Source organism: Flavobacterium sp. TN-1 (assembly GCF_052828645.1).
In genome coordinates, this window is sequence record NZ_CM128253.1 from 425,495 (window position 1) to 443,932 (window position 18,438).

Annotated in this window: 20 protein-coding genes; 5 read left to right on the forward strand and 15 right to left on the reverse strand. The window is 34.0% G+C overall.

Annotation, left to right across the window (positions count from 1 at the left end; all coding sequences use genetic code 11):
* Positions 1 to 12: 12 nt before the first annotated feature.
* From nuoL to ACUXZJ_RS01755, 15 genes are all read right to left on the reverse strand, one after another.
* Positions 13 to 1,896: an NADH-quinone oxidoreductase subunit L gene (gene nuoL / locus ACUXZJ_RS01685; RefSeq protein ID WP_063743279.1), complete on the reverse strand. Its 1,884-nt coding sequence runs from the start codon at positions 1,894 to 1,896 to the stop codon at positions 13 to 15.
* Positions 1,897 to 1,902: 6 nt separating this feature from the next.
* Entirely contained in the window at positions 1,903 to 2,223 is a 321-nt protein-coding gene (nuoK, locus tag ACUXZJ_RS01690) for an NADH-quinone oxidoreductase subunit NuoK (protein WP_060381565.1), read from the reverse strand.
* A 1-nt stretch (position 2,224) separates the two neighbouring features.
* The gene (locus tag ACUXZJ_RS01695; RefSeq protein ID WP_060381564.1) at positions 2,225 to 2,734 is read right to left on the reverse strand and encodes an NADH-quinone oxidoreductase subunit J family protein; all 510 of its coding nucleotides are present in this window, start codon (positions 2,732 to 2,734) and stop codon (positions 2,225 to 2,227) included.
* Between the two features lies 1 nt (position 2,735).
* Complete coding sequence (nuoI, locus tag ACUXZJ_RS01700) at positions 2,736 to 3,272, reverse strand: NADH-quinone oxidoreductase subunit NuoI (RefSeq protein ID WP_014164161.1); 537 nt, start codon at positions 3,270 to 3,272, stop codon at positions 2,736 to 2,738.
* A gap of 4 nt (positions 3,273 to 3,276) precedes the next feature.
* The gene (locus ACUXZJ_RS01705) at positions 3,277 to 3,801 is read right to left on the reverse strand and encodes an ORF6N domain-containing protein (RefSeq protein ID WP_060381563.1); all 525 of its coding nucleotides are present in this window, start codon (positions 3,799 to 3,801) and stop codon (positions 3,277 to 3,279) included.
* 67 nt (positions 3,802 to 3,868) lie between these two features.
* Positions 3,869 to 4,906, reverse strand: a complete 1,038-nt coding sequence (gene nuoH / locus ACUXZJ_RS01710) for an NADH-quinone oxidoreductase subunit NuoH (RefSeq protein ID WP_060381562.1) — start codon at positions 4,904 to 4,906, stop codon at positions 3,869 to 3,871.
* Between the two features lie 3 nt (positions 4,907 to 4,909).
* A complete protein-coding gene (locus ACUXZJ_RS01715) occupies positions 4,910 to 5,938 on the reverse strand; it encodes a 2Fe-2S iron-sulfur cluster-binding protein (protein WP_060381561.1) in 1,029 nt (342 codons plus the stop codon).
* Positions 5,939 to 6,037: 99 nt separating this feature from the next.
* Complete coding sequence (gene nuoF / locus ACUXZJ_RS01720; RefSeq protein ID WP_063743281.1) at positions 6,038 to 7,405, reverse strand: NADH-quinone oxidoreductase subunit NuoF; 1,368 nt, start codon at positions 7,403 to 7,405, stop codon at positions 6,038 to 6,040.
* Positions 7,406 to 7,409: 4 nt separating this feature from the next.
* Complete coding sequence (locus ACUXZJ_RS01725; RefSeq protein WP_063743283.1) at positions 7,410 to 7,949, reverse strand: NADH-quinone oxidoreductase subunit NuoE family protein; 540 nt, start codon at positions 7,947 to 7,949, stop codon at positions 7,410 to 7,412.
* A 4-nt stretch (positions 7,950 to 7,953) separates the two neighbouring features.
* Complete coding sequence (locus ACUXZJ_RS01730) at positions 7,954 to 9,189, reverse strand: NADH-quinone oxidoreductase subunit D (protein WP_014164156.1); 1,236 nt, start codon at positions 9,187 to 9,189, stop codon at positions 7,954 to 7,956.
* A 15-nt stretch (positions 9,190 to 9,204) separates the two neighbouring features.
* Positions 9,205 to 9,726, reverse strand: coding sequence for an NADH-quinone oxidoreductase subunit C (locus ACUXZJ_RS01735; RefSeq protein ID WP_063743285.1), 522 nt, complete (start codon positions 9,724 to 9,726; stop codon positions 9,205 to 9,207).
* A 1-nt stretch (position 9,727) separates the two neighbouring features.
* Positions 9,728 to 10,279 carry an NADH-quinone oxidoreductase subunit B gene (locus ACUXZJ_RS01740; protein WP_063743286.1) on the reverse strand — a complete coding sequence of 184 codons (552 nt, stop codon included), beginning with the start codon at positions 10,277 to 10,279 and terminating at the stop codon, positions 9,728 to 9,730.
* Positions 10,280 to 10,366: 87 nt separating this feature from the next.
* Positions 10,367 to 10,732: an NADH-quinone oxidoreductase subunit A gene (locus ACUXZJ_RS01745; RefSeq protein ID WP_060381555.1), complete on the reverse strand. Its 366-nt coding sequence runs from the start codon at positions 10,730 to 10,732 to the stop codon at positions 10,367 to 10,369.
* A 152-nt stretch (positions 10,733 to 10,884) separates the two neighbouring features.
* Positions 10,885 to 12,432, reverse strand: coding sequence for an Rne/Rng family ribonuclease (locus ACUXZJ_RS01750; RefSeq protein ID WP_060381554.1), 1,548 nt, complete (start codon positions 12,430 to 12,432; stop codon positions 10,885 to 10,887).
* A 340-nt stretch (positions 12,433 to 12,772) separates the two neighbouring features.
* Entirely contained in the window at positions 12,773 to 13,081 is a 309-nt protein-coding gene (locus tag ACUXZJ_RS01755) for an HU family DNA-binding protein (RefSeq protein ID WP_060381553.1), read from the reverse strand.
* Positions 13,082 to 13,212: 131 nt separating this feature from the next.
* Between ACUXZJ_RS01755 and mutY the strand changes: the two genes are divergently transcribed.
* From mutY to ACUXZJ_RS01780, 5 genes are all read left to right on the forward strand, one after another.
* Complete coding sequence (mutY, locus tag ACUXZJ_RS01760; protein ID WP_060381552.1) at positions 13,213 to 14,244, forward strand: A/G-specific adenine glycosylase; 1,032 nt, start codon at positions 13,213 to 13,215, stop codon at positions 14,242 to 14,244.
* A 39-nt stretch (positions 14,245 to 14,283) separates the two neighbouring features.
* The gene (locus ACUXZJ_RS01765; protein ID WP_063743288.1) at positions 14,284 to 14,706 is read left to right on the forward strand and encodes a single-stranded DNA-binding protein; all 423 of its coding nucleotides are present in this window, start codon (positions 14,284 to 14,286) and stop codon (positions 14,704 to 14,706) included.
* A 114-nt stretch (positions 14,707 to 14,820) separates the two neighbouring features.
* Positions 14,821 to 15,384, forward strand: a complete 564-nt coding sequence (gene gldD / locus ACUXZJ_RS01770; RefSeq protein ID WP_060381550.1) for a gliding motility lipoprotein GldD — start codon at positions 14,821 to 14,823, stop codon at positions 15,382 to 15,384.
* Between the two features lie 664 nt (positions 15,385 to 16,048).
* Complete coding sequence (locus tag ACUXZJ_RS01775; RefSeq protein ID WP_060383793.1) at positions 16,049 to 17,458, forward strand: TolC family protein; 1,410 nt, start codon at positions 16,049 to 16,051, stop codon at positions 17,456 to 17,458.
* Between the two features lie 16 nt (positions 17,459 to 17,474).
* Positions 17,475 to 18,434, forward strand: coding sequence for an HlyD family secretion protein (locus ACUXZJ_RS01780; protein ID WP_060381549.1), 960 nt, complete (start codon positions 17,475 to 17,477; stop codon positions 18,432 to 18,434).
* Positions 18,435 to 18,438: the final 4 nt, after the last annotated feature.

Below are 18,438 nucleotides of genomic sequence, written 5' to 3' on the forward strand. Positions count from 1 at the left end.
TGTACTATTGTATTAAACTAAAAATATATAAATCAAAATGGAAGATAGTCCTATTACAAAGGCTAGTAAATACACTCCTATATTTCCATTTTGAATTAATTTTCCTTGATTGGCTAATAATTCTGCTATTTTAGCAAAACTGAATATAATTTCTGAAATAAATACTTCTGTATATTTTCTAAAGAAATGAGATAATTTATAGATAGGTTTAACAATAACCGCTTCATAGATTTCATCTACATAGAATTTATGGTAAGCAACCTTAGCAAAACCTTGTAACTGCTCGTCTTGAACAGGTACTTCTTTTTTGGCAATATATTTTGAATACGCTAAATAAATTCCAACTAAAGCTCCTACTGTAGCAATTGCCATTAACATATAAGCAGTACCATCTAAATGATGCGCTTCATGTGCTTTGTGGAATAATGGAGCTAAATAATGCGATAACCAAGTGCTACCAGGTAAGTTAATAGCACCACCCACTACAGCTAAAGCCGCTAAAATCATCAGAGGAATAGTGATTAACTTTGGACTTTCGTGTAAATGTTTCTTTTGTTCTTTTGTTCCTCTAAATTCGCCAAAGAAAGTCAAATACATCAATCGGAACATATAGAAAGCGGTCATTATTGAAGCGACTGAACCCACTACCCATAAAGCTTTACTACCATGGAAAGCAGTCATCAAGATTTCGTCTTTTGACCAGAAACCAGCAAAAGGGAAAATACCTGAAATGGCTAAGGTAGAAATCATCATGGTCATATATGTAATAGGCATCACTTTTTTCAAACCACCCATGTTGCGCATATCTTGCTCACCATGTAAAGCATGAATAACTGAACCAGAACCTAAGAACAAACAAGCCTTAAAGAAAGCATGTGTAATTACATGGAAAACGGCTACTTCATAAGCTCCTAATCCTAAAGCTAAGAACATTAATCCCAATTGAGAAACGGTAGAATAAGCCAATACTTTTTTGATATCGTTTTGTACTAACCCAATAGCTGCTGCTAAAACTGCTGTTGCAGCACCTATAATAGCAATGATTTGTTGTACCGATGGTGCTAAATCAAAGACAAAGTTTAAACGCGTTACCATAAAAATACCTGCGGTAACCATGGTTGCAGCGTGAATTAAGGCTGAAACAGGCGTTGGTCCCGCCATCGCATCAGGTAACCATGTATATAAAGGCACCTGCGCTGATTTACCCGTTGCTCCAATGAACAAACATAAAGCGGCAACCGATAGTAATCCTGCATTTTTAACAGCCAATCCTTTTTCAAAAATACCTTTAGCGATTTCTGAATATTCTAAACTTCCAAAAACATAAGCTAAGATGAAGATACCGATTAATAAACCTAAATCTCCAACACGGTTCATGATGAATGCTTTTTTAGCAGCATCATTATACTCTTGGTTTTTATACCAAAATCCGATAAGTAAATAAGAACATAAACCTACACCTTCCCATCCAATGAAAAGAATCAATAAGTTGCTACCCATTACTAACGTAATCATAAAGAATACGAATAGATTTAAGTAAGCAAAAAACTTATACATATTCTCATCGTCATGCATATAGCTAGCGGAATACATGTGGATAAGTGTACCAATACCGGTTACGAATAGTAACCATAAAACAGATAATTGGTCTAACAAGAACGAAAAGTTAATGTTGAATTTTTCCAAAGAAATCCATTGGAATAAGTCAATTTGTACTCCTTTTCCAGTCGATTGTATTAACGTGAAAAAATACGTGGTAGCAAAGAAGGAAATTAAAATAGATAATGTTCCTAATAGTCCTACAAATCCTTTACCTGCTTTTTTACCCCAAAATATATTGGCTAAAAATCCAAATAAAGGTGCTAACAATAATACTAAAGCTAAATTTTTTTCCATTAGTATTTACCCTTTTAAATTCTTTAAATTATCTATATCAATCGAACCTGTATTTCTAAAGATAGAAACCAAGATAGCCAATCCTACGGCCACTTCTGCAGCAGCAACGGCCATGGAGAAAAATACAAAAACTTGTCCTTGTGCATCTTGATGATAGGTTGAAAAAGCAACTAACAATAAGTTAACCGCATTCAACATAATTTCAACCGACATAAACATAATAATGGCATTACGACGGTACAACACACCAAAAGCTCCAATACTGAACAGTAATACTGCTAAGTATATGTAATTTTCAATTCCTATTTGTGATAAAATACTCTCCATCTTATTGAATTGATTTATCTTTTTTAGACAATAATACAGCACCAATCATAGCGACTAATAACAATACAGAAGCAAATTCAAAAGGTACCATATATTCATTTAACAATACTTTACCCAAAACTTTGATAGATTGGAAATCCGCTCCTGTGTTTTTATACTCCTGAATTTTAGGCATAGCCTTTACAAAAGTAGCTAACAACACAAAGCATAATAATCCAAAAGCAAGGGTAGCGGATATTTTAGATAACATATCCTTATTGGGTTCATTTTCTTTGTTCAAGTTCATCAACATGATGGTAAACAATATCAAAACCATAATAGCTCCCGCATATACAATGATGTGCACTAAGGCTAAGAATTGTGCATTGAACAACAAGTAATGCCCACCAATGCTAAAAAAACACAATACCAAATAAATGGCACTATGGATAGGATTCTTGCTCACTACAGTCATGAAACCCGTAGCAAGAGTAATCGCCGCTAAAATATAGAAAAGTGTAATTATCGACATTTTAGTTTGTTTTTGAGTTCTTAATAGCCATATCTAATGGCATTACCAATTTATCTTTCCCGTAAATAAAGTCTTCACGGTTTGATGCTGATTTTACAATCACTTTTGATTCTGTCAAATAAATCGCATCTTTAGGACAAGCTTCCTCGCATAACCCACAGAAAATACAACGCAACATATTAATTTCATACGTTGAAGCATATTTTTCTTCTCTATACAAATGCTCTTCTCCTTTTTTACGTTCGGCTGCTGTCATGGTAATTGCTTCTGCTGGACAAGCTACGGCACACATACCACATGCCGTACAATTTTCACGACCTTGCTCATCGCGTTTCAACATGTGTTGTCCACGATAAACTGGACTGAACGGACGTACTTGTTCTGGATACTTAATGGTAACCTTTCTTTTGAACAAGTGACGAATCGTTGTAAACAATCCTTTCACAATCGCAACCAGATACAAGCTTTCCCAGAAAGTCATCTTCTTATTAGAGACCTCCTTTTTTCTTCCTGATAATGAAATGGTTTCTATTGACATTTTATCACTTTTTATAACCTATTTGGGTTCTTTCTTTTGTATTATCTTTCTTTTCAATCAACTCATCTAGATAGTTAAATACTAGCTCGATGTTTTTACTATGATTTGAAAGTTTCTTTTTAATCTCTTCTATTTCTAATTTAATGTTCAAATTATCTGATAAGGCTTCACGAATTTTAGTGAACACTCTAATAATTTGAATATTCATCTTAATAGCTATTGGACTATTAAGCACACTAGACAACATCGCAACGCCATTTTCAGTGAAAGCAATCGGTCTATATCTTGTACCTCCCCAACTTGAGGTGCCAATTTGGCACCTCAAGATTTCAAATTCTTCCTCACTAAGTTCGAACATGAAATCCTCAGGAAAACGTTCAATATTTCTTTTTACTTGGCGTTTTAAATTTTTAGTCTCAACCTGATAAAGTTCTGCTAAATCTTTATCTAACATAACTTTTTGACCTCTTATGAAATATATTTTGTTAGAAATAATTTCATCTGGAATTGTAATCTCATTTTGGCTCATACTATTATATTTGGCGTTATTAAATATTTCTTTTAAAATTTAAGAAGCCAAATAGAAGCCTCAAAAATTACATATTATCAGCTATGACAATCACAATTCCTGTTATTGCCACATTAGCAATCGCTAAAGGAATTAACATTTTCCAACCTAAATTCATCAACTGGTCATAACGGAAACGAGGAATAGTCCAACGAACCCAGATATAGAAGAAGATGAAGAATAATATTTTAGCAAACAAAGCCATGATTCCAATGATGTTCGCAGCATTTTGCCCTAAAGCTTCAGCAACCATATCCATGAAAGGATAATTGTATCCTCCAAAATATAAGATAGAAATAATAGCTGAAGAAACAAACATAGCCGCATATTCACCAAATAAATAGAATCCCATTTTCATAGATGAATATTCTGTATGGTGACCACCAATAAGTTCAGCTTCACATTCTGCTAAGTCGAAAGGAGTTCTGTTCGTTTCGGCAAAAGAACATACTAAGAAAATGATGAAGCCTAAAGGTTGGTAAAAAACATTCCAGTTCATACCGTGTTGCTGATTGGCAATTTCTCTCAAACTTAAGTTTCCATTCATCATAATTACTGCAATAATGGATAACCCCATTGCAACTTCATAAGAAATCATTTGCGATGATGCACGTAAAGCAGACATTAAAGAATACTTGTTGTTTGATGCCCATCCTCCTATCATAATTCCGTAAACACTGATAGATAACACAGCAAATACGTATAAAATGGACACATCTAATTCAGCTGCTTGAAGCACTACAGTTCTTCCAAAAATTTGGATAGAATCCCCCCAAGGTAACACAGCACTAGTAATTAATGCCATACTCATAGAGATTGCAGGACCTAATATGAATAAAAATTTATTAGGTGTATCAGGCATAAACTCTTCTTTGGCAAATAGTTTTAAACCATCGGCTAAGGGTTGTAAAATACCTCCTTTACCCGCACGGTTAGGACCGATACGGTCTTGTAACCAAGCTGCAATTTTACGTTCTGCTAACGTAGTGTACATAGCTGCCAACATAGTGATGGCAAAAACAGCTACGATGATAATTCCTTTTTCTATAATTAATGCTTGTTCCATTGCTTATTGATTTGAATTATCGTTGTTCTCTAAAGGAACATTGGTCATACTAATTTTCTTACGGTCTTGCTCACGTCCAAATAAAATGTGGTCTTCCGTTTGGATTTCCACTTTTGGAGCATTAAGCGCATATTTGTTACGGTTGATAACCGAGAACTTCTCGAATTTACGAGGGCCTTCAATTGTCCAATCTTTAACTTCTTTTTTGTCAAAACGACATGTATTGCAGATAAATTCTTCTACCTCATGGAATTCATCTTTACGACCCGTTACACGTTGGATTTCATTACCAAACATCCAAACCGTTGTTTTTCCACAACATTTGTCACAATCTCTGTGCGCATCATAAGGTTTACTAAACCAAACACGTGATTTGAAACGGAATGTTTTATCAGTTAAAGCACCTACGGGACAAACATCAATCATATTTCCTGACATTTCATTGTCGATAGCTTTAGAAATACAAGTAGAGATATTTGCATGGTCACCTCTGTCCATTACCCCATGTACACGGTGGTCTGTTAATTGGTCAGCAACTGCCACACATCGTTGACATAAAATACAACGATTCATGTGCAATTGAATGTTTGGCCCAATATCTTCTGGTTCAAACGTACGTTTTTCTTCAATAAAACGCGTTTCCGATTTACCGTGTTGGAAACTTAAATTTTGTAAATCACACTCACCCGCCTGGTCACAAACAGGACAGTCTAATGGGTGGTTGATTAACAAAAATTCCGTTACCGATTTACGTGCTTCTTCCACACGAGTCGAATTTTTACTGTTCACTTCCATACCATCCATAACACCTGTTACACAAGAGGCAACAAGTTTAGGCATAGGAGTTGGGTTTGCATCACTACCTTTGGTCACTTCCACCAAACAACAGCGACATTTACCACCAGTTTTTTCTAACTTCGAATAATAACACATCGCAGGGGGCACACTCTCGCCTCCTATCATACGAGCCGCTTGCAGGATGGTTGTTCCTGGTTCGACTTCTATCGATTGTCCGTCTATGGTTACTTTCATATTATCAGCCCCCTAACCCCCAAAGGGGGAATCGGGAAATTAAAATTAATATTATCTATTCTCCTTCTCCTCCCCTTTGGGGAGGTTGGGAGGGGCTCTTTATACAGTTTGCTTCGCTACTAAATGTCTTACTTTTTCGAAAGGCTCATTTACGTAGTGGTCTCTATTTTTAATTTTTTCAGGGAATCGAACGTGATACTCAAATTCTTCTCTAAAGTGACGAATCGCCGCAGCCACCGGCCACGATGCCGCATCACCTAATGGACAAATCGTGTTTCCTTCAATTTTAGATTGGATACTCCACAACAATTCGATATCTTCTTCGCGTCCTTGTCCGTTTTCAATTCTCCAAAGGATTTTTTCTAACCATCCTGTTCCTTCACGACATGGGGTACATTGCCCACAAGATTCGTGGTGGTAGAATCGAGAGAAATTCCAAGTGTTGCGAACAATACAAGTTGTATCATTATACACTATAAATCCTCCTGAACCTAACATGGAACCTGTTGCAAATCCTCCATCTGATAATGATTCGTAAGTCATTAAACGGTCGTCACCATTGGCAGTTTTGTAAATTAAATGCTGTGGTAAAATTGGCACCGATGAACCTCCAGGTACTAACGCTTTTAAAGGTCGGTCATCCATCATTCCGCCTAGATATTCGTCAGAATTCATGAATTCTTCTACCGAAAGACCTAATTCAATTTCGTAAACCCCAGGATTTTTAATATGACCAGAAGCCGAAATCAATTTAGTTCCTGTAGAACGTCCAATACCAATTTTAGCGTATTCTTCACCTTTATTTAGAACAATCCAAGGCACCGCAGCAATAGATTCTACGTTATTAACTACCGTCGGATTTTGCCACAAACCACTTACCGCTGGAAACGGTGGTTTGATACGAGGGTTTCCTCTTTTACCTTCTAACGATTCGATTAATGCAGTTTCCTCACCACAAATGTAAGCTCCTGCACCACAATGCACGTGTAAATCTAAATCGTATCCAGTTCCTAATATATTTTTTCCTAACCATCCCGCAGCGTAAGCTTCCTTAATCGCTCTTTCAAGCGTTTTGAAAACCCACATATATTCTCCACGGATGTAGATATAAGATAAGTTAGCGCCTAAAGCATACGAAGAGGTAATCATCCCTTCGATTAATAAGTGCGGAATGTATTCCATTAAGAAACGGTCTTTGAACGTTCCTGGTTCCGACTCGTCCGCATTACAAACTAAATGACGTGGTTTACCTGATTTTTTATCAATGAAGCTCCATTTCATCCCCACTGGGAAACCAGCTCCTCCACGACCACGAAGTCCAGAAGTTTTTACTTCCTCAGTAACTTCATCAGGGGTCATTTGCTTTAACGCTTTTTCCACCGAAGCATATCCACCATTCTGACGGTATACTTCGTAGGTTTTAATACCTGGAATATTTATTTTTTCTAATAATATTTTTCTTCCCATAGTATTATTTATCTAACATTTGTACTTTACCAGCTTTACAATCGTCGATAAGCTGGTCAATTTTTTCTTTCGTTAAATGTTCGTGATAAAAATCTCCTAACTGTAACATAGGAGCATATCCACAAGCACCTAAACATTCTACACCACGAACTTCAAATAATCCGTCGTCAGTAGTTTCACCTAATTTTACACCTAATTTATCGCAAGTGTAATCCATTAAATTTTCTACACCACGAGTCGCGCAACAAGAGGTTTGACAAAATTCAAACATGTATTTACCAATAGGTCTTCTGTTGAACATGGTATAGAAAGAAACCACTTCGTAAACTTCCACGGGTTTGATTCCTAAAATCTCCGCTACTTTGTCTTGCAACGCATAGCTCAACCAATGGTCGTGTGCATCTTGTACTTCATGTAGTACAGGAATTAATGCAGATTTGCGTTTGTCCTCAGGATAATGACTGATTAACTCATTAATGCGAGTCATTAGCTCAGGCGTAATATTTATTTCTTGTTTATAATGGGTATAATCGTGTTTTTCCATAGCATTAAGCGTCTAATTCTCCAGCAATAACATTCAAACTTGATAAAGTAGCAATAGCATCTGATAGATTTTGCCCTCTTACCATATCGATATATGCTTGGTAATATATAAAACAAGGTCTTCTAAAGTGTAAACGATATGGGGTACGGCTTCCATCAGTAACTAAATAAAAACCTAACTCACCATTTCCTCCTTCAACCGCTTGGTATACTTCTGTTAATGGAACAGGTACTTCGCCCATAACAATTTTGAAATGCCAAATTAGCGATTCCATTGTAGTATATACATCTTCTTTAGGAGGTAAATAATATTCAGGAACATCTGCATGGAAAGGTCCTTCAGGCATTTTTGCTAATGCTTGCTTGATGATGCTGATACTTTCCCAAACTTCTGCGTTACGCACACAAAAACGGTCGTAGGTATCTCCTGATTTTCCAACTGGAATATTAAATTCGAAATCTTCGTAAGACGAATAAGGTTGTGCTACACGCACGTCATAATCGATACCTGCGGCACGTAAATTTGGTCCAGTAAATCCGTAGCTCATGGCTTTTTCAGCAGAGATAGGTCCCACATTGATGGTTCTATCCATAAAGATACGGTTACGGTTTAAAAGACTTTCAAACTCTGCCCAAACGGCTGGAAAATCCGCTAAGAAAGCGTCAATTTTTTTCCAAACTTCCGCAGACCAATCTCTTTCAAAACCACCAATGCGTCCCATATTGGTTGTTAAACGAGCACCACAAATTTCTTCATAGATTTCGTAGATTCTTTCACGATATTCAAATACGTAGAAGAAACCTGTCATGGCACCAGTATCTACTCCTAAAATCGAGTTACAAATAATGTGGTCTGCAATACGAGCTAACTCCATTACAATCACACGCATGTATTGTACTCTTTTAGGAACATCTATCCCTAAAGCTTTTTCAACCGTCATCCACCATCCCATATTATTGATAGGCGACGAACAATAGTTCATACGGTCAGTCAATACATTAATTTGGTAAAACGGACGGTTTTCTGCAATTTTTTCAAAAGCTCTATGAATGTATCCTACAGTACCTTCCCCATCAATAATTCTTTCTCCATCCATCAATAAGATGTTTTGGAAAATACCGTGGGTAGCAGGGTGAGTAGGACCAAGGTTTAATATGGCTAGTTCACTACCATCTTCGTTTCTTCTTTGTTCGATGATGCTAGCGTAACGCTCTTCTGGTTTTAATAATAACTCTGACATTGATTTTCAGTTTTATTAACAATTATGAGTAGTTCTTCCAAAGAAACGGTCGTCTTTATCCGTACGTCCACCATCTTCAAGCGGGAATTCCTTACGCATTGGGAATACGGTCATTTCGTCCATATTCAATATACGTTTTAATTGAGGATGTCCTTTGAAAGTGATTCCGTAGAAATCGAAGGTTTCGCGCTCTTGCCAGTTAGCTCCTAAGAATAAAGAAGTAACCGAGTCAATTTCTGGATTATCGATAGGAAGAAAACATTTGATGCGGATACGAACACCATCAATCCAGTTGTGCATGTGATACACAATACCTAGTTGACGATTAGCTTCATATTCTGGGTAATGCACCCCACACACATCAGTTAAAAAGTTGAAACGCAAGGTAGCGTCTTCTTTTAAGAATTTCATAACTTCTACTATAGCATCAGAAGCTACTTCGAAAGTCAAAATATCATGAAGCTGAACAAATTCAGATACTTTTAATCCAAATTGGTCAATTAATTTTTGTTGAATAACAGCGTTCTCTAATGCCATATTATTTGATGTTATAAGAACCTAATAATTCTTTGTATTCGTCAGAACTACGACGGCGAACCGATTCATTTTTTACAATTTCTTGCAAACGCATAATTCCGTCTAAAATTTGTTCTGGTCTTGGCGGGCATCCTGGTACATACACATCTACAGGAATTACTTTGTCGATACCTTGTAAAACAGAATACGTATCAAAAACACCACCCGAAGAGGCACAAGCACCTACGGCAATAACCCATTTTGGTTCTGACATTTGCTCATATACTTGACGTAAAATAGGTGCCATTTTTTTAGAAATAGTTCCCATTACTAAAAGCATATCCGCCTGACGAGGTGAGAAACTCATACGCTCCATACCGAAACGTGCCACGTCATAATGTGCTCCTGCTGTTGCCATGAATTCGATACCACAACAAGAAGTCGCAAAGGGTAAAGGCCACATCGAATTTGCACGAGCTAAACCTACCACATCGCTCAATTTGGTAGCAAAAAAACCTTCCCCAGCATAACCATCTGGAGGAGCTACTGTTTTATATTTTGAAGAATCACTCATTTCAAATTATTTTGAATTTTGAATTTTGAATTTTGAATTTTGAATTATTCATTTATAATTTAAAATTCATCATTTAAAATAAATTTTTTATTCCCACTCCAATCCTTTTTTCTTAATTACGTAGTAAAAACCTACGACTAAAAGAAACATGAAAATTCCCATTTTCAATAATCCTTCCATGCCCATTTCGCGGAAATTTACCGCCCAAGGATACATAAAAATAACCTCGACATCAAATAAAACGAAGAGAATAGCTACTAAGAAATATTTTACAGAAAAGGGAATACGGGCATTACCTATTGATTCAATACCACATTCGAAATTTTTATCTTTATTGGCTGAATGACGCTTAGGACCTAATAAACTAGAGATAAAGATTGTAGCTCCTACAAATCCAACAGCTAGTCCTACTTGCATTAGAATAGGTATAAAATCCAGTTGATTCGATTGCATAATTATGATAATTAATCCAAGCTACAAAGATAATGGCATAGGACGAAATATCAATTTTTGTAGAAGAAAATCGACTAAATAATCGTTATTTTTATTCATTCTAAACAATTATTAAAGGCAAAAAAAACGCCTAGAAATCTAAGCGTTTTTTATTAATCTTCTACAGGATTTCCAGTATCATCTAAAAACCTATATTCTAAGTACGTGTATGCGTCACGCGGTATAATTTTAACCCATTTTTTATGTTCAAAAAACCATTTTGAACGTATTGATGGAAAACCTTTTGTAAGGTAAGCAGCAATAAACGGGTGCACGTGCAAACGCACCTTTTTATACTTCTTAATAATTCTTTCCAACTCAGAAGTTATTTTATCTATAATAACAATAGGAGCTTCAATTTCTCCTTTTTCATTATTTGGATCTTCTTCTCGAGTTTTAATATTCACCTCTGGTCGAACACGCTGTCGCGTTATCTGCACGAGACCAAATTTACTTGGAGGTAAGATTTTATGTTTCGCTTTATCGTCACTCATTTCTTCTTTTAAGAAATCAAACAATACTTTTCGATTGTCTGGATTTTGCATATCAATAAAATCGACTACAATAATCCCCCCCATATCTCTCAAACGCAATTGTCGCGCAACTTCTGCTGCTGCTATAAGATTGACTTCAAGAGCGGTATCTTCTTGAGAGGTTGCTTTATTTGAACGATTTCCACTATTTACATCAATAACGTGCATAGCTTCTGTATGTTCAATAATCAGATAAGCCCCTTTACTCATGGAAACTGTTTTACCAAAAGAAGTTTTAATTTGACGTTCGATCCCATATTTTTCAAAAAGAGGAATTTCTTTTGAATTATAGAGTTTAACGATTGATTCTTTTCCTGGAGCTATTTCTTGTAAATACTCCTTAGTTTCCTGCAACAACTGTTCATCATCTGTTAATATTGAGGTAAAAGTATCATTAAATACATCTCTTAAAATAGAGGAAGCTCTATTTAATTCACCTAATACTCTAGAAGGATGGTGAGCCGTTGGGATTCGTTTACACATTGCAGACCATTTGTCTAGCAAATTTTGTAAATCTTTGTCAATTTCGGCTACTTTTTTGCCCTCGGCTACTGTACGAACAATAACCCCAAAGCCTTTTGGCTTGATGGATAGAACCAAACGTTTTAATCGTTCTTTTTCTTCTTTTGAGTGTATTTTTTGCGAAACAGATACTCTTTCGGAAAAAGGCACTAAAACAATATACCTACCTGCTAAGGATAACTCAGAACTAATTCGTGGTCCTTTGGTAGATATTGGTTCTTTTACAACTTGAACTAAAATTGATTGATTAGCATTTAACACATCTGTTATAATACCATTTTTATCTATTTCAGGTTCAAACTGAAACGTTTTTAGGAAAAAATCGTTGAATTTACCTGTGCATACTTGTTTAATAAATTTCAATTGAGAAGATAAATTAGGCCCTAAATCGTGATAATGTAGAAAAGCATCTTTATCAAAACCTAAATTAACAAACGCAGCATTTAGACCTGCCACTGGTTTTCTAATTTTTGCAATATAGATATCCCCTACCTGAAATGCACCTGAACTATCTTCATCTTTATGTAATTCTATTAGTTTTCCATCTTTTAATAAGGCAAAATCTACAGCACTTTCACTTGATCTAATAATTAGTTCTTTATTCACGGCGTAAATTTTTATCCCAACTTTTTGGCAATATATAATAGGAAAATCACCTATTATCTACCGCTAATTGTAAGGATGGATTAAACATTTCTTTTACAGGCAATGAACCCGCAGGATTTAAGATTTTTAAAATTCATGTATTCTTTTTAAGATGTTCCTAAATTTAAAAATCATAAATCTCATTTTCAATGAACGTTTAAAAAGAAAAAAGTAGTTTAAGAACTACTTTTTCTTTTTATGACGATTAGCTCTCGCTCTTTTTTTACGTTTGTGAGTCGCTACCTTATGTCTTTTTCTTTTCTTACCACTTGGCATAACTTTGTTGGTTTTATGTTAATAATTATTTCGATTCTTCTAATATTTCTACGTTAACTTTTTCTTTCACTCCTTCAACAAATACTTTTGCAGGTTTAAAAGCGGGTATATTATGAGCTGGAATTTTAATAGTTGTATTTTTTGAAATATTTCTACCTGTTTTTTCAGCTCTTGTTTTAATAATAAAACTTCCAAAACCTCTCAAATAAACATTATCACCTGTTTCTAACGAATTTTTAACTTCGTCCATAAAAGACTCTACTGTAGCCTGAACATCTCCTTTTTCTAAGCCTAATTTATCAGCAATTTTAGCTACGATATCTGCTTTTGTCATTTTATATAATAATTAAGTTTATTGCATTTTTTTGAGTGTGCAAATATAGGAATAAAAAAAAGAATAATTCAAGTATAATTGATTAAAATTTAATCACATAAAGAATTATTTTTGCGCACCAATTTAAGAGCATGAATTTTAGTGATACAATTATAGCTTGGTATCAATACCACAAGAGAGATCTTCCTTGGCGCAGAACAACAGACCCTTATTTGATTTGGTTATCTGAAATAATATTACAACAAACCCGTGTAATCCAAGGACTTCCCTACTACCAAGCCTTTATAAAACAGTACCCAAAAATCCAGGATTTAGCAAAAGCAGAAGAGCAGGAAGTACTTAAATTATGGCAAGGATTAGGTTATTATTCTAGGGCTCGAAATCTTCATACTACAGCTAAATTTTTAACGGAACATAAAAAGGGAATTTTCCCAAATAATTATAAGGATCTTCAAAAATTAAAAGGAATTGGAGAATATACAGCTGCCGCTATTGCTTCTTTTTCATTTAATGAATGTGTTCCTGTAATAGATGGCAATGTATATCGGGTTATAGCTCGTTATTTTGGATTAGATCTTGATATTAGTTTACCTAAAACTAAACAAGCGTTTTTTAATTTAGCTTCAGAGGTCATTAACCCCAACAAACCTGCTGAATTTAATCAAGCTATTATGGAGTTTGGTGCTTTACAATGTACGCCTCAAAATCCAAATTGTGCTATTTGTCCCTTGCAAAGTAGTTGCTACGCATTGGGTACGAATAATGTTGCTAATCTTCCTATTAAAACAAAGAAAAACAAAACAACTGATCGACATTTTCATTACTTATTGGTAATTGACAAGAATCAAAAGGCTTTATACCAACAAAGAATTAAAAAGGATATATGGCTAAATCTATATGAATTACCTTTAATTGAAGTTTCTAAAAAGGAAAAGACGAGTATTATACAAGACAAAATATTAGAGCAATATTCTAATATTAAAACAATTACTCTTTTAAAACATGAACAGATAAATCACAAGCTGTCTCATCAAAATTTAAATATTAATTTTTGGAAAATAGAACTCGATCAGGAGCATGAAATAGGCTTAATATATAATGAATTAAAAAAGCTACCTACTCCTATTGTTATTCATAATTTTTTAGAAAGAACTCTATATTGAAATTTTAACTATATTTGATACTATTAAATATAAGCCATTATGAACGGAACGTTAAATAAAGTAATGCTCATTGGGCATTTAGGAGATGAAGTAAAAATGCACTATTTTAATGGGGGAAACTGTATTGGTAGATTTCCTTTAGCTACAAACGATATATATATTAATAAAACTACTGGAGAAAAAATAACTTCTACAGAGTGGCATAATGTTGTCGTTCGAAATAAAGCTGCAGAAATTTGCGAAAAGTACTTAACAAAAGGTGATAAAATATACGTTGAAGGACGCATCAAATCAAGACAATGGCAAGCGGAAGATGGCTCCACAAAATATACTACTGAAATTCAAGTAACTGAATTTACTTTTTTAAATACGAAGAAGGATTCTGAATCATTTAAAAACCCATCAGAAACATCAAAAAGCACTAATTTTGGCCCTCCAACAGAAAACGATTTACCATTTTAAAACAAAATCAGTGTAAAATAATCGTTTGACTTTAGCAAACAATAACGAAAAACAAATCAAAAGGCCAAATCGGCTAAACACACCTCATTATCCCTGAAAACAAACTTTAAATACATGAATAAAAGCATAAAAAGTTTTTTACTAATACTAATCAGTTACTCAAGCATAATCAGTTGTAAAGATGACACTATGCCTAAACCCAAAGCTTATTTAAGTCTAGAATACCCTAATCCTCAATATACTGATTTTAAAAAAGCTTGTGGATATGATTTTAAGTACAATTCACTTAGTAATATAAAGGATCAAGGGCAATGTAATTTTCATATTAACTACCCTAAATTAAGAGCCACAGTCTACCTTAATTATCGTCCCGTACAAAACAACATAGAATCTCTTTTACGAGATGCTCAAAAGTTAACTTATGAGCATGTTGTAAAAGCAGATAATATTACAGAACAACCTTACATTGACTCAGAACATAAAAAATTTGGAATGTTTTATGAAGTAGGAGGAAATGCCGCTTCTCAATCTCAATTTTATGTAACGGATAGCACAAAACATTTTTTAATGGGATCTATCTATTTCTATGCAAAACCTAATTTTGATTCTGTTTTACCAGCTGCTCATTACATCAAAAATGATCTTAAAATATTAATGGAAAGTCTAAAATGGAAGTAAACTAATCAGACCTTTTTTCAACAAACCAAACTTTAAAGCTAAACTTTTTTATAATAATCTATTTTACCCAAATTACATATTATAAATTTATTCTATAAACACGAATAACTTTGAATCTAAAAAACACTCCTTTTTTGTCCTCAATGTAGCAAAATTACATCTGCGGAAAATTTTTCTTGCATTCTGACTTCTTCATCCTTTAGATCTTCATTTCATAGCCCAACGAATAATCTTATACCATTTAAACTTAAAATATACTGGATTAAAAAATAAAGTTCTCGATACGTTTTTTTTTCATTTTAAAAACAACTCGAACGGATGGTTGAGTATATAATTGAAATCATCGTTAGTTCGAGCGTGAAGCGCATCGAGAACCAACGATGATTTTTATTGCTTTTGTAAAATAGTGCCTAAATCAACATACGGTTTGTCACTCTGATGTAAGCAGGAGACTCATAATCAGCATTATGCAATTTCTCCCTTTGGTCGAAATAAAAGATTACGAACTTTTTGAACAGTCTCAAGGTTAAAAAAAATAGTATTATAAGGAAATTTCAAAATTTAAATGGTATTAATTTAAACGCTTAGCTTTATTTTTTTGATATATATCAAAAGATTTCATTTTTTTTAGTCAAACCTTTGTAACGTAAATCAAATGAAAAAAATGAAACATCAGAAAAAAATCATTTCTGCGTTGCTTTTAGTAATTCCTCTCATGCTTAGTGCTCAAACAGCTCCAAGTCTTGAGACTTTAATTAACGAAGCTTTAAAAAGAGACGCATCAATAAAAAATCAACTTTTAGAATCCAAAACAATCACTTTAAACCAGCAAAAGCTTAAAGATTTATTCTTACCTAAAGTTGATATATCGGGAAAAGCTGGATATCTTGACATAACTAGCATATCACATTCTAAAGCAATTGAAATTGCACCTATAAACCCTATCTTTCCAGGAATAACAGTTCCTGAAGGAGCACTAGACAACAACTTTAATTTATCAGGAATTGAAGGAGCTGCAAAAATTGATGCAAAAGTTCTCGTTTATTCAGGTGGAAAAATAAAACATCTCAAACAAGCTCTTGAGGAAAAAAACAAAGCAACATTGGTTCTTAATGAAAAAAATAAAGATGAGATCGTTACTCAAATCATACAATCTTATGACCAATTTGCTTTACTAATAGAATCAAAAAAAGTTTTGAATGAAGGTTTAAAAAGATTAGCAGCTAATAAAAAGCTAGCAGAAAAAGCATTGGGCTATGGTCTTATAACTAGATATGATTATCAAAAAATAGATTTAGCAGAAGCAACACTCAACTCAAAAATAGTCGAATACGAAGGAAAAAAAGAATTATTGACAACACAATTACATATTTTAACTGGAATAGAAACTGAAAAAATTGCTTTAATAGAACCCTCTCTACAAAAAATAAATCATACAATTTCAGATAATAGCATTAATAATCGAGCTGAACTAAAAGCGTTAGATCACGGAATGAAAGCTTTAGATTATAAAATAAAAGCTGATAAAACTTGGTGGATTCCAAAAGTTCAAGCTGGAACATCTTTATCTTACCTAGGATTTTATAACGGTCATTTATCTTCATCAAAAAATTTGATTCCTAATATCCCTAACAGCAAGTTAAATTCAGACTTAACCAACAAACATCTTTTTCCTATATTTCGAATTGATTTAGGTTTTAAATGGGAAATTTTTGATGGTAATGAAAGTAGTCATGAAATAGAAAAAACTAAAATAGAGAAAGAAATTTTAGAGAATAAAAAATCAGATGCCGAGCGAAAATTATCATTAAATCTGGCTAATAACCAAACTCTTTACAACATAGCTAACGCACAAATAAATCTGAAGGCAAAGGCAAAAGAGATTGCTCAAAATGCTTTTGATCAAGCAGAAAAGGAGTTTAAATATGGATTAATAAAATCAAATCAATTAATTGAAGCTGAAAATGATCTACAAATGGCTGAACTAGAATATCAGACATCTATTTTTAATCAAAGAAGGGCTGCAATTGAACTGATGAAATCCACTCAAAGCTTAGACATTCAAAAACTTTAAATTCAAACTTATTATAATGAAAAACGATATTATAAAAACATTAGCTGTAATTAATCTTTTTACACTAGCAGCTTGTAACAATCAAATAAAAGAAAAAGAGGTAGAGGGAAAAACTAAAAAAGAAACGGTATCCTTTGCTCCTAAGGTTACGGGAAGAATCTTAAAAATATATGTTGAGGAAGGACAAATGATTCATGCAGGCGATACGCTAGCTCTCTTAGATGTCCCTGAAGTTTCTGCAAAAATTGCACAAGCAAAAGGAGCTACAGCGGCAGCGGTTGCGCAAGCTCAAATGGCTAAAAATGGCGCAACATCTGACCAACTAATTCAATTAAGATCTAAACAAAAAGGTCTTTCTGAACAATTTGAATATGCTAAAAAATCATATAATAGAGCACGAAATATGTTTAATGATAGTGTAATGGCTCAACAACAATACGATGAAGTATTTGCAAAATACCAAGGAGCCAAAGCGCAATTAGACGCTGTGAATGCCGAATTACATGATGTTGAAATTGGCACAAGAATTGAAAAAATTAATATGGCTGAAGGACAAGCGTCTCAAGCAAAGGGAGCTTTACAAGAAGCTAACGTGGTCTATTCTGAACGTTATATTATAGCCACTAATGATATGGAAATAGAAACTATTTCTCTTAATGTAGGAGAACTAGCAACTGCTGGATACCCTTTATTTAATGGTTATATTCCGAACTCTACTTTTTTCCGTTTTACCATACCAGAGAGTAAAATTTCTCAATATAAAAAAGGGATGAAAATAAACATAGCATCTACCTATAGTAACCAAGAATTTACAGGGAATATAGTAGCAATAAAGCAATTAGCTAAATATGCTGATATTACTACTGCTTATCCAGATTATGAACCAGGGGAAGCTGTATATGAAATAAAAGTTATACCTACAGATAGAGTAAAACTGAACAACTTATTGGTCAACTCAAGAGTTATTTTAAAATAATCTT

Coding starts and splice junctions, on each gene's coding strand:
- ACUXZJ_RS01775 (WP_060383793.1), top strand. CDS start 16,049: ATGAAACATCAGAAAAAAATCATTTCTGCGTTGCTTTTAGTAATTCCT.
- gldD (WP_060381550.1), top strand. CDS start 14,821: ATGAATAAAAGCATAAAAAGTTTTTTACTAATACTAATCAGTTACTCA.
- nuoI (WP_014164161.1), bottom strand. CDS start 3,272: ATGTCAATAGAAACCATTTCATTATCAGGAAGAAAAAAGGAGGTCTCT.
- ACUXZJ_RS01705 (WP_060381563.1), bottom strand. CDS start 3,801: ATGAGCCAAAATGAGATTACAATTCCAGATGAAATTATTTCTAACAAA.
- nuoF (WP_063743281.1), bottom strand. CDS start 7,405: ATGGGAAGAAAAATATTATTAGAAAAAATAAATATTCCAGGTATTAAA.
- ACUXZJ_RS01695 (WP_060381564.1), bottom strand. CDS start 2,734: ATGTCGATAATTACACTTTTCTATATTTTAGCGGCGATTACTCTTGCT.
- ACUXZJ_RS01755 (WP_060381553.1), bottom strand. CDS start 13,081: ATGACAAAAGCAGATATCGTAGCTAAAATTGCTGATAAATTAGGCTTA.
- ACUXZJ_RS01730 (WP_014164156.1), bottom strand. CDS start 9,189: ATGTCAGAGTTATTATTAAAACCAGAAGAGCGTTACGCTAGCATCATC.
- ACUXZJ_RS01715 (WP_060381561.1), bottom strand. CDS start 5,938: ATGAAAGTAACCATAGACGGACAATCGATAGAAGTCGAACCAGGAACA.
- ACUXZJ_RS01780 (WP_060381549.1), top strand. CDS start 17,475: ATGAAAAACGATATTATAAAAACATTAGCTGTAATTAATCTTTTTACA.
- ACUXZJ_RS01765 (WP_063743288.1), top strand. CDS start 14,284: ATGAACGGAACGTTAAATAAAGTAATGCTCATTGGGCATTTAGGAGAT.
- ACUXZJ_RS01740 (WP_063743286.1), bottom strand. CDS start 10,279: ATGAGTGATTCTTCAAAATATAAAACAGTAGCTCCTCCAGATGGTTAT.
- nuoH (WP_060381562.1), bottom strand. CDS start 4,906: ATGGAACAAGCATTAATTATAGAAAAAGGAATTATCATCGTAGCTGTT.
- ACUXZJ_RS01745 (WP_060381555.1), bottom strand. CDS start 10,732: ATGCAATCGAATCAACTGGATTTTATACCTATTCTAATGCAAGTAGGA.
- mutY (WP_060381552.1), top strand. CDS start 13,213: ATGAATTTTAGTGATACAATTATAGCTTGGTATCAATACCACAAGAGA.
- nuoL (WP_063743279.1), bottom strand. CDS start 1,896: ATGGAAAAAAATTTAGCTTTAGTATTATTGTTAGCACCTTTATTTGGA.
- ACUXZJ_RS01725 (WP_063743283.1), bottom strand. CDS start 7,949: ATGGAAAAACACGATTATACCCATTATAAACAAGAAATAAATATTACG.
- nuoK (WP_060381565.1), bottom strand. CDS start 2,223: ATGGAGAGTATTTTATCACAAATAGGAATTGAAAATTACATATACTTA.
- ACUXZJ_RS01735 (WP_063743285.1), bottom strand. CDS start 9,726: ATGGCATTAGAGAACGCTGTTATTCAACAAAAATTAATTGACCAATTT.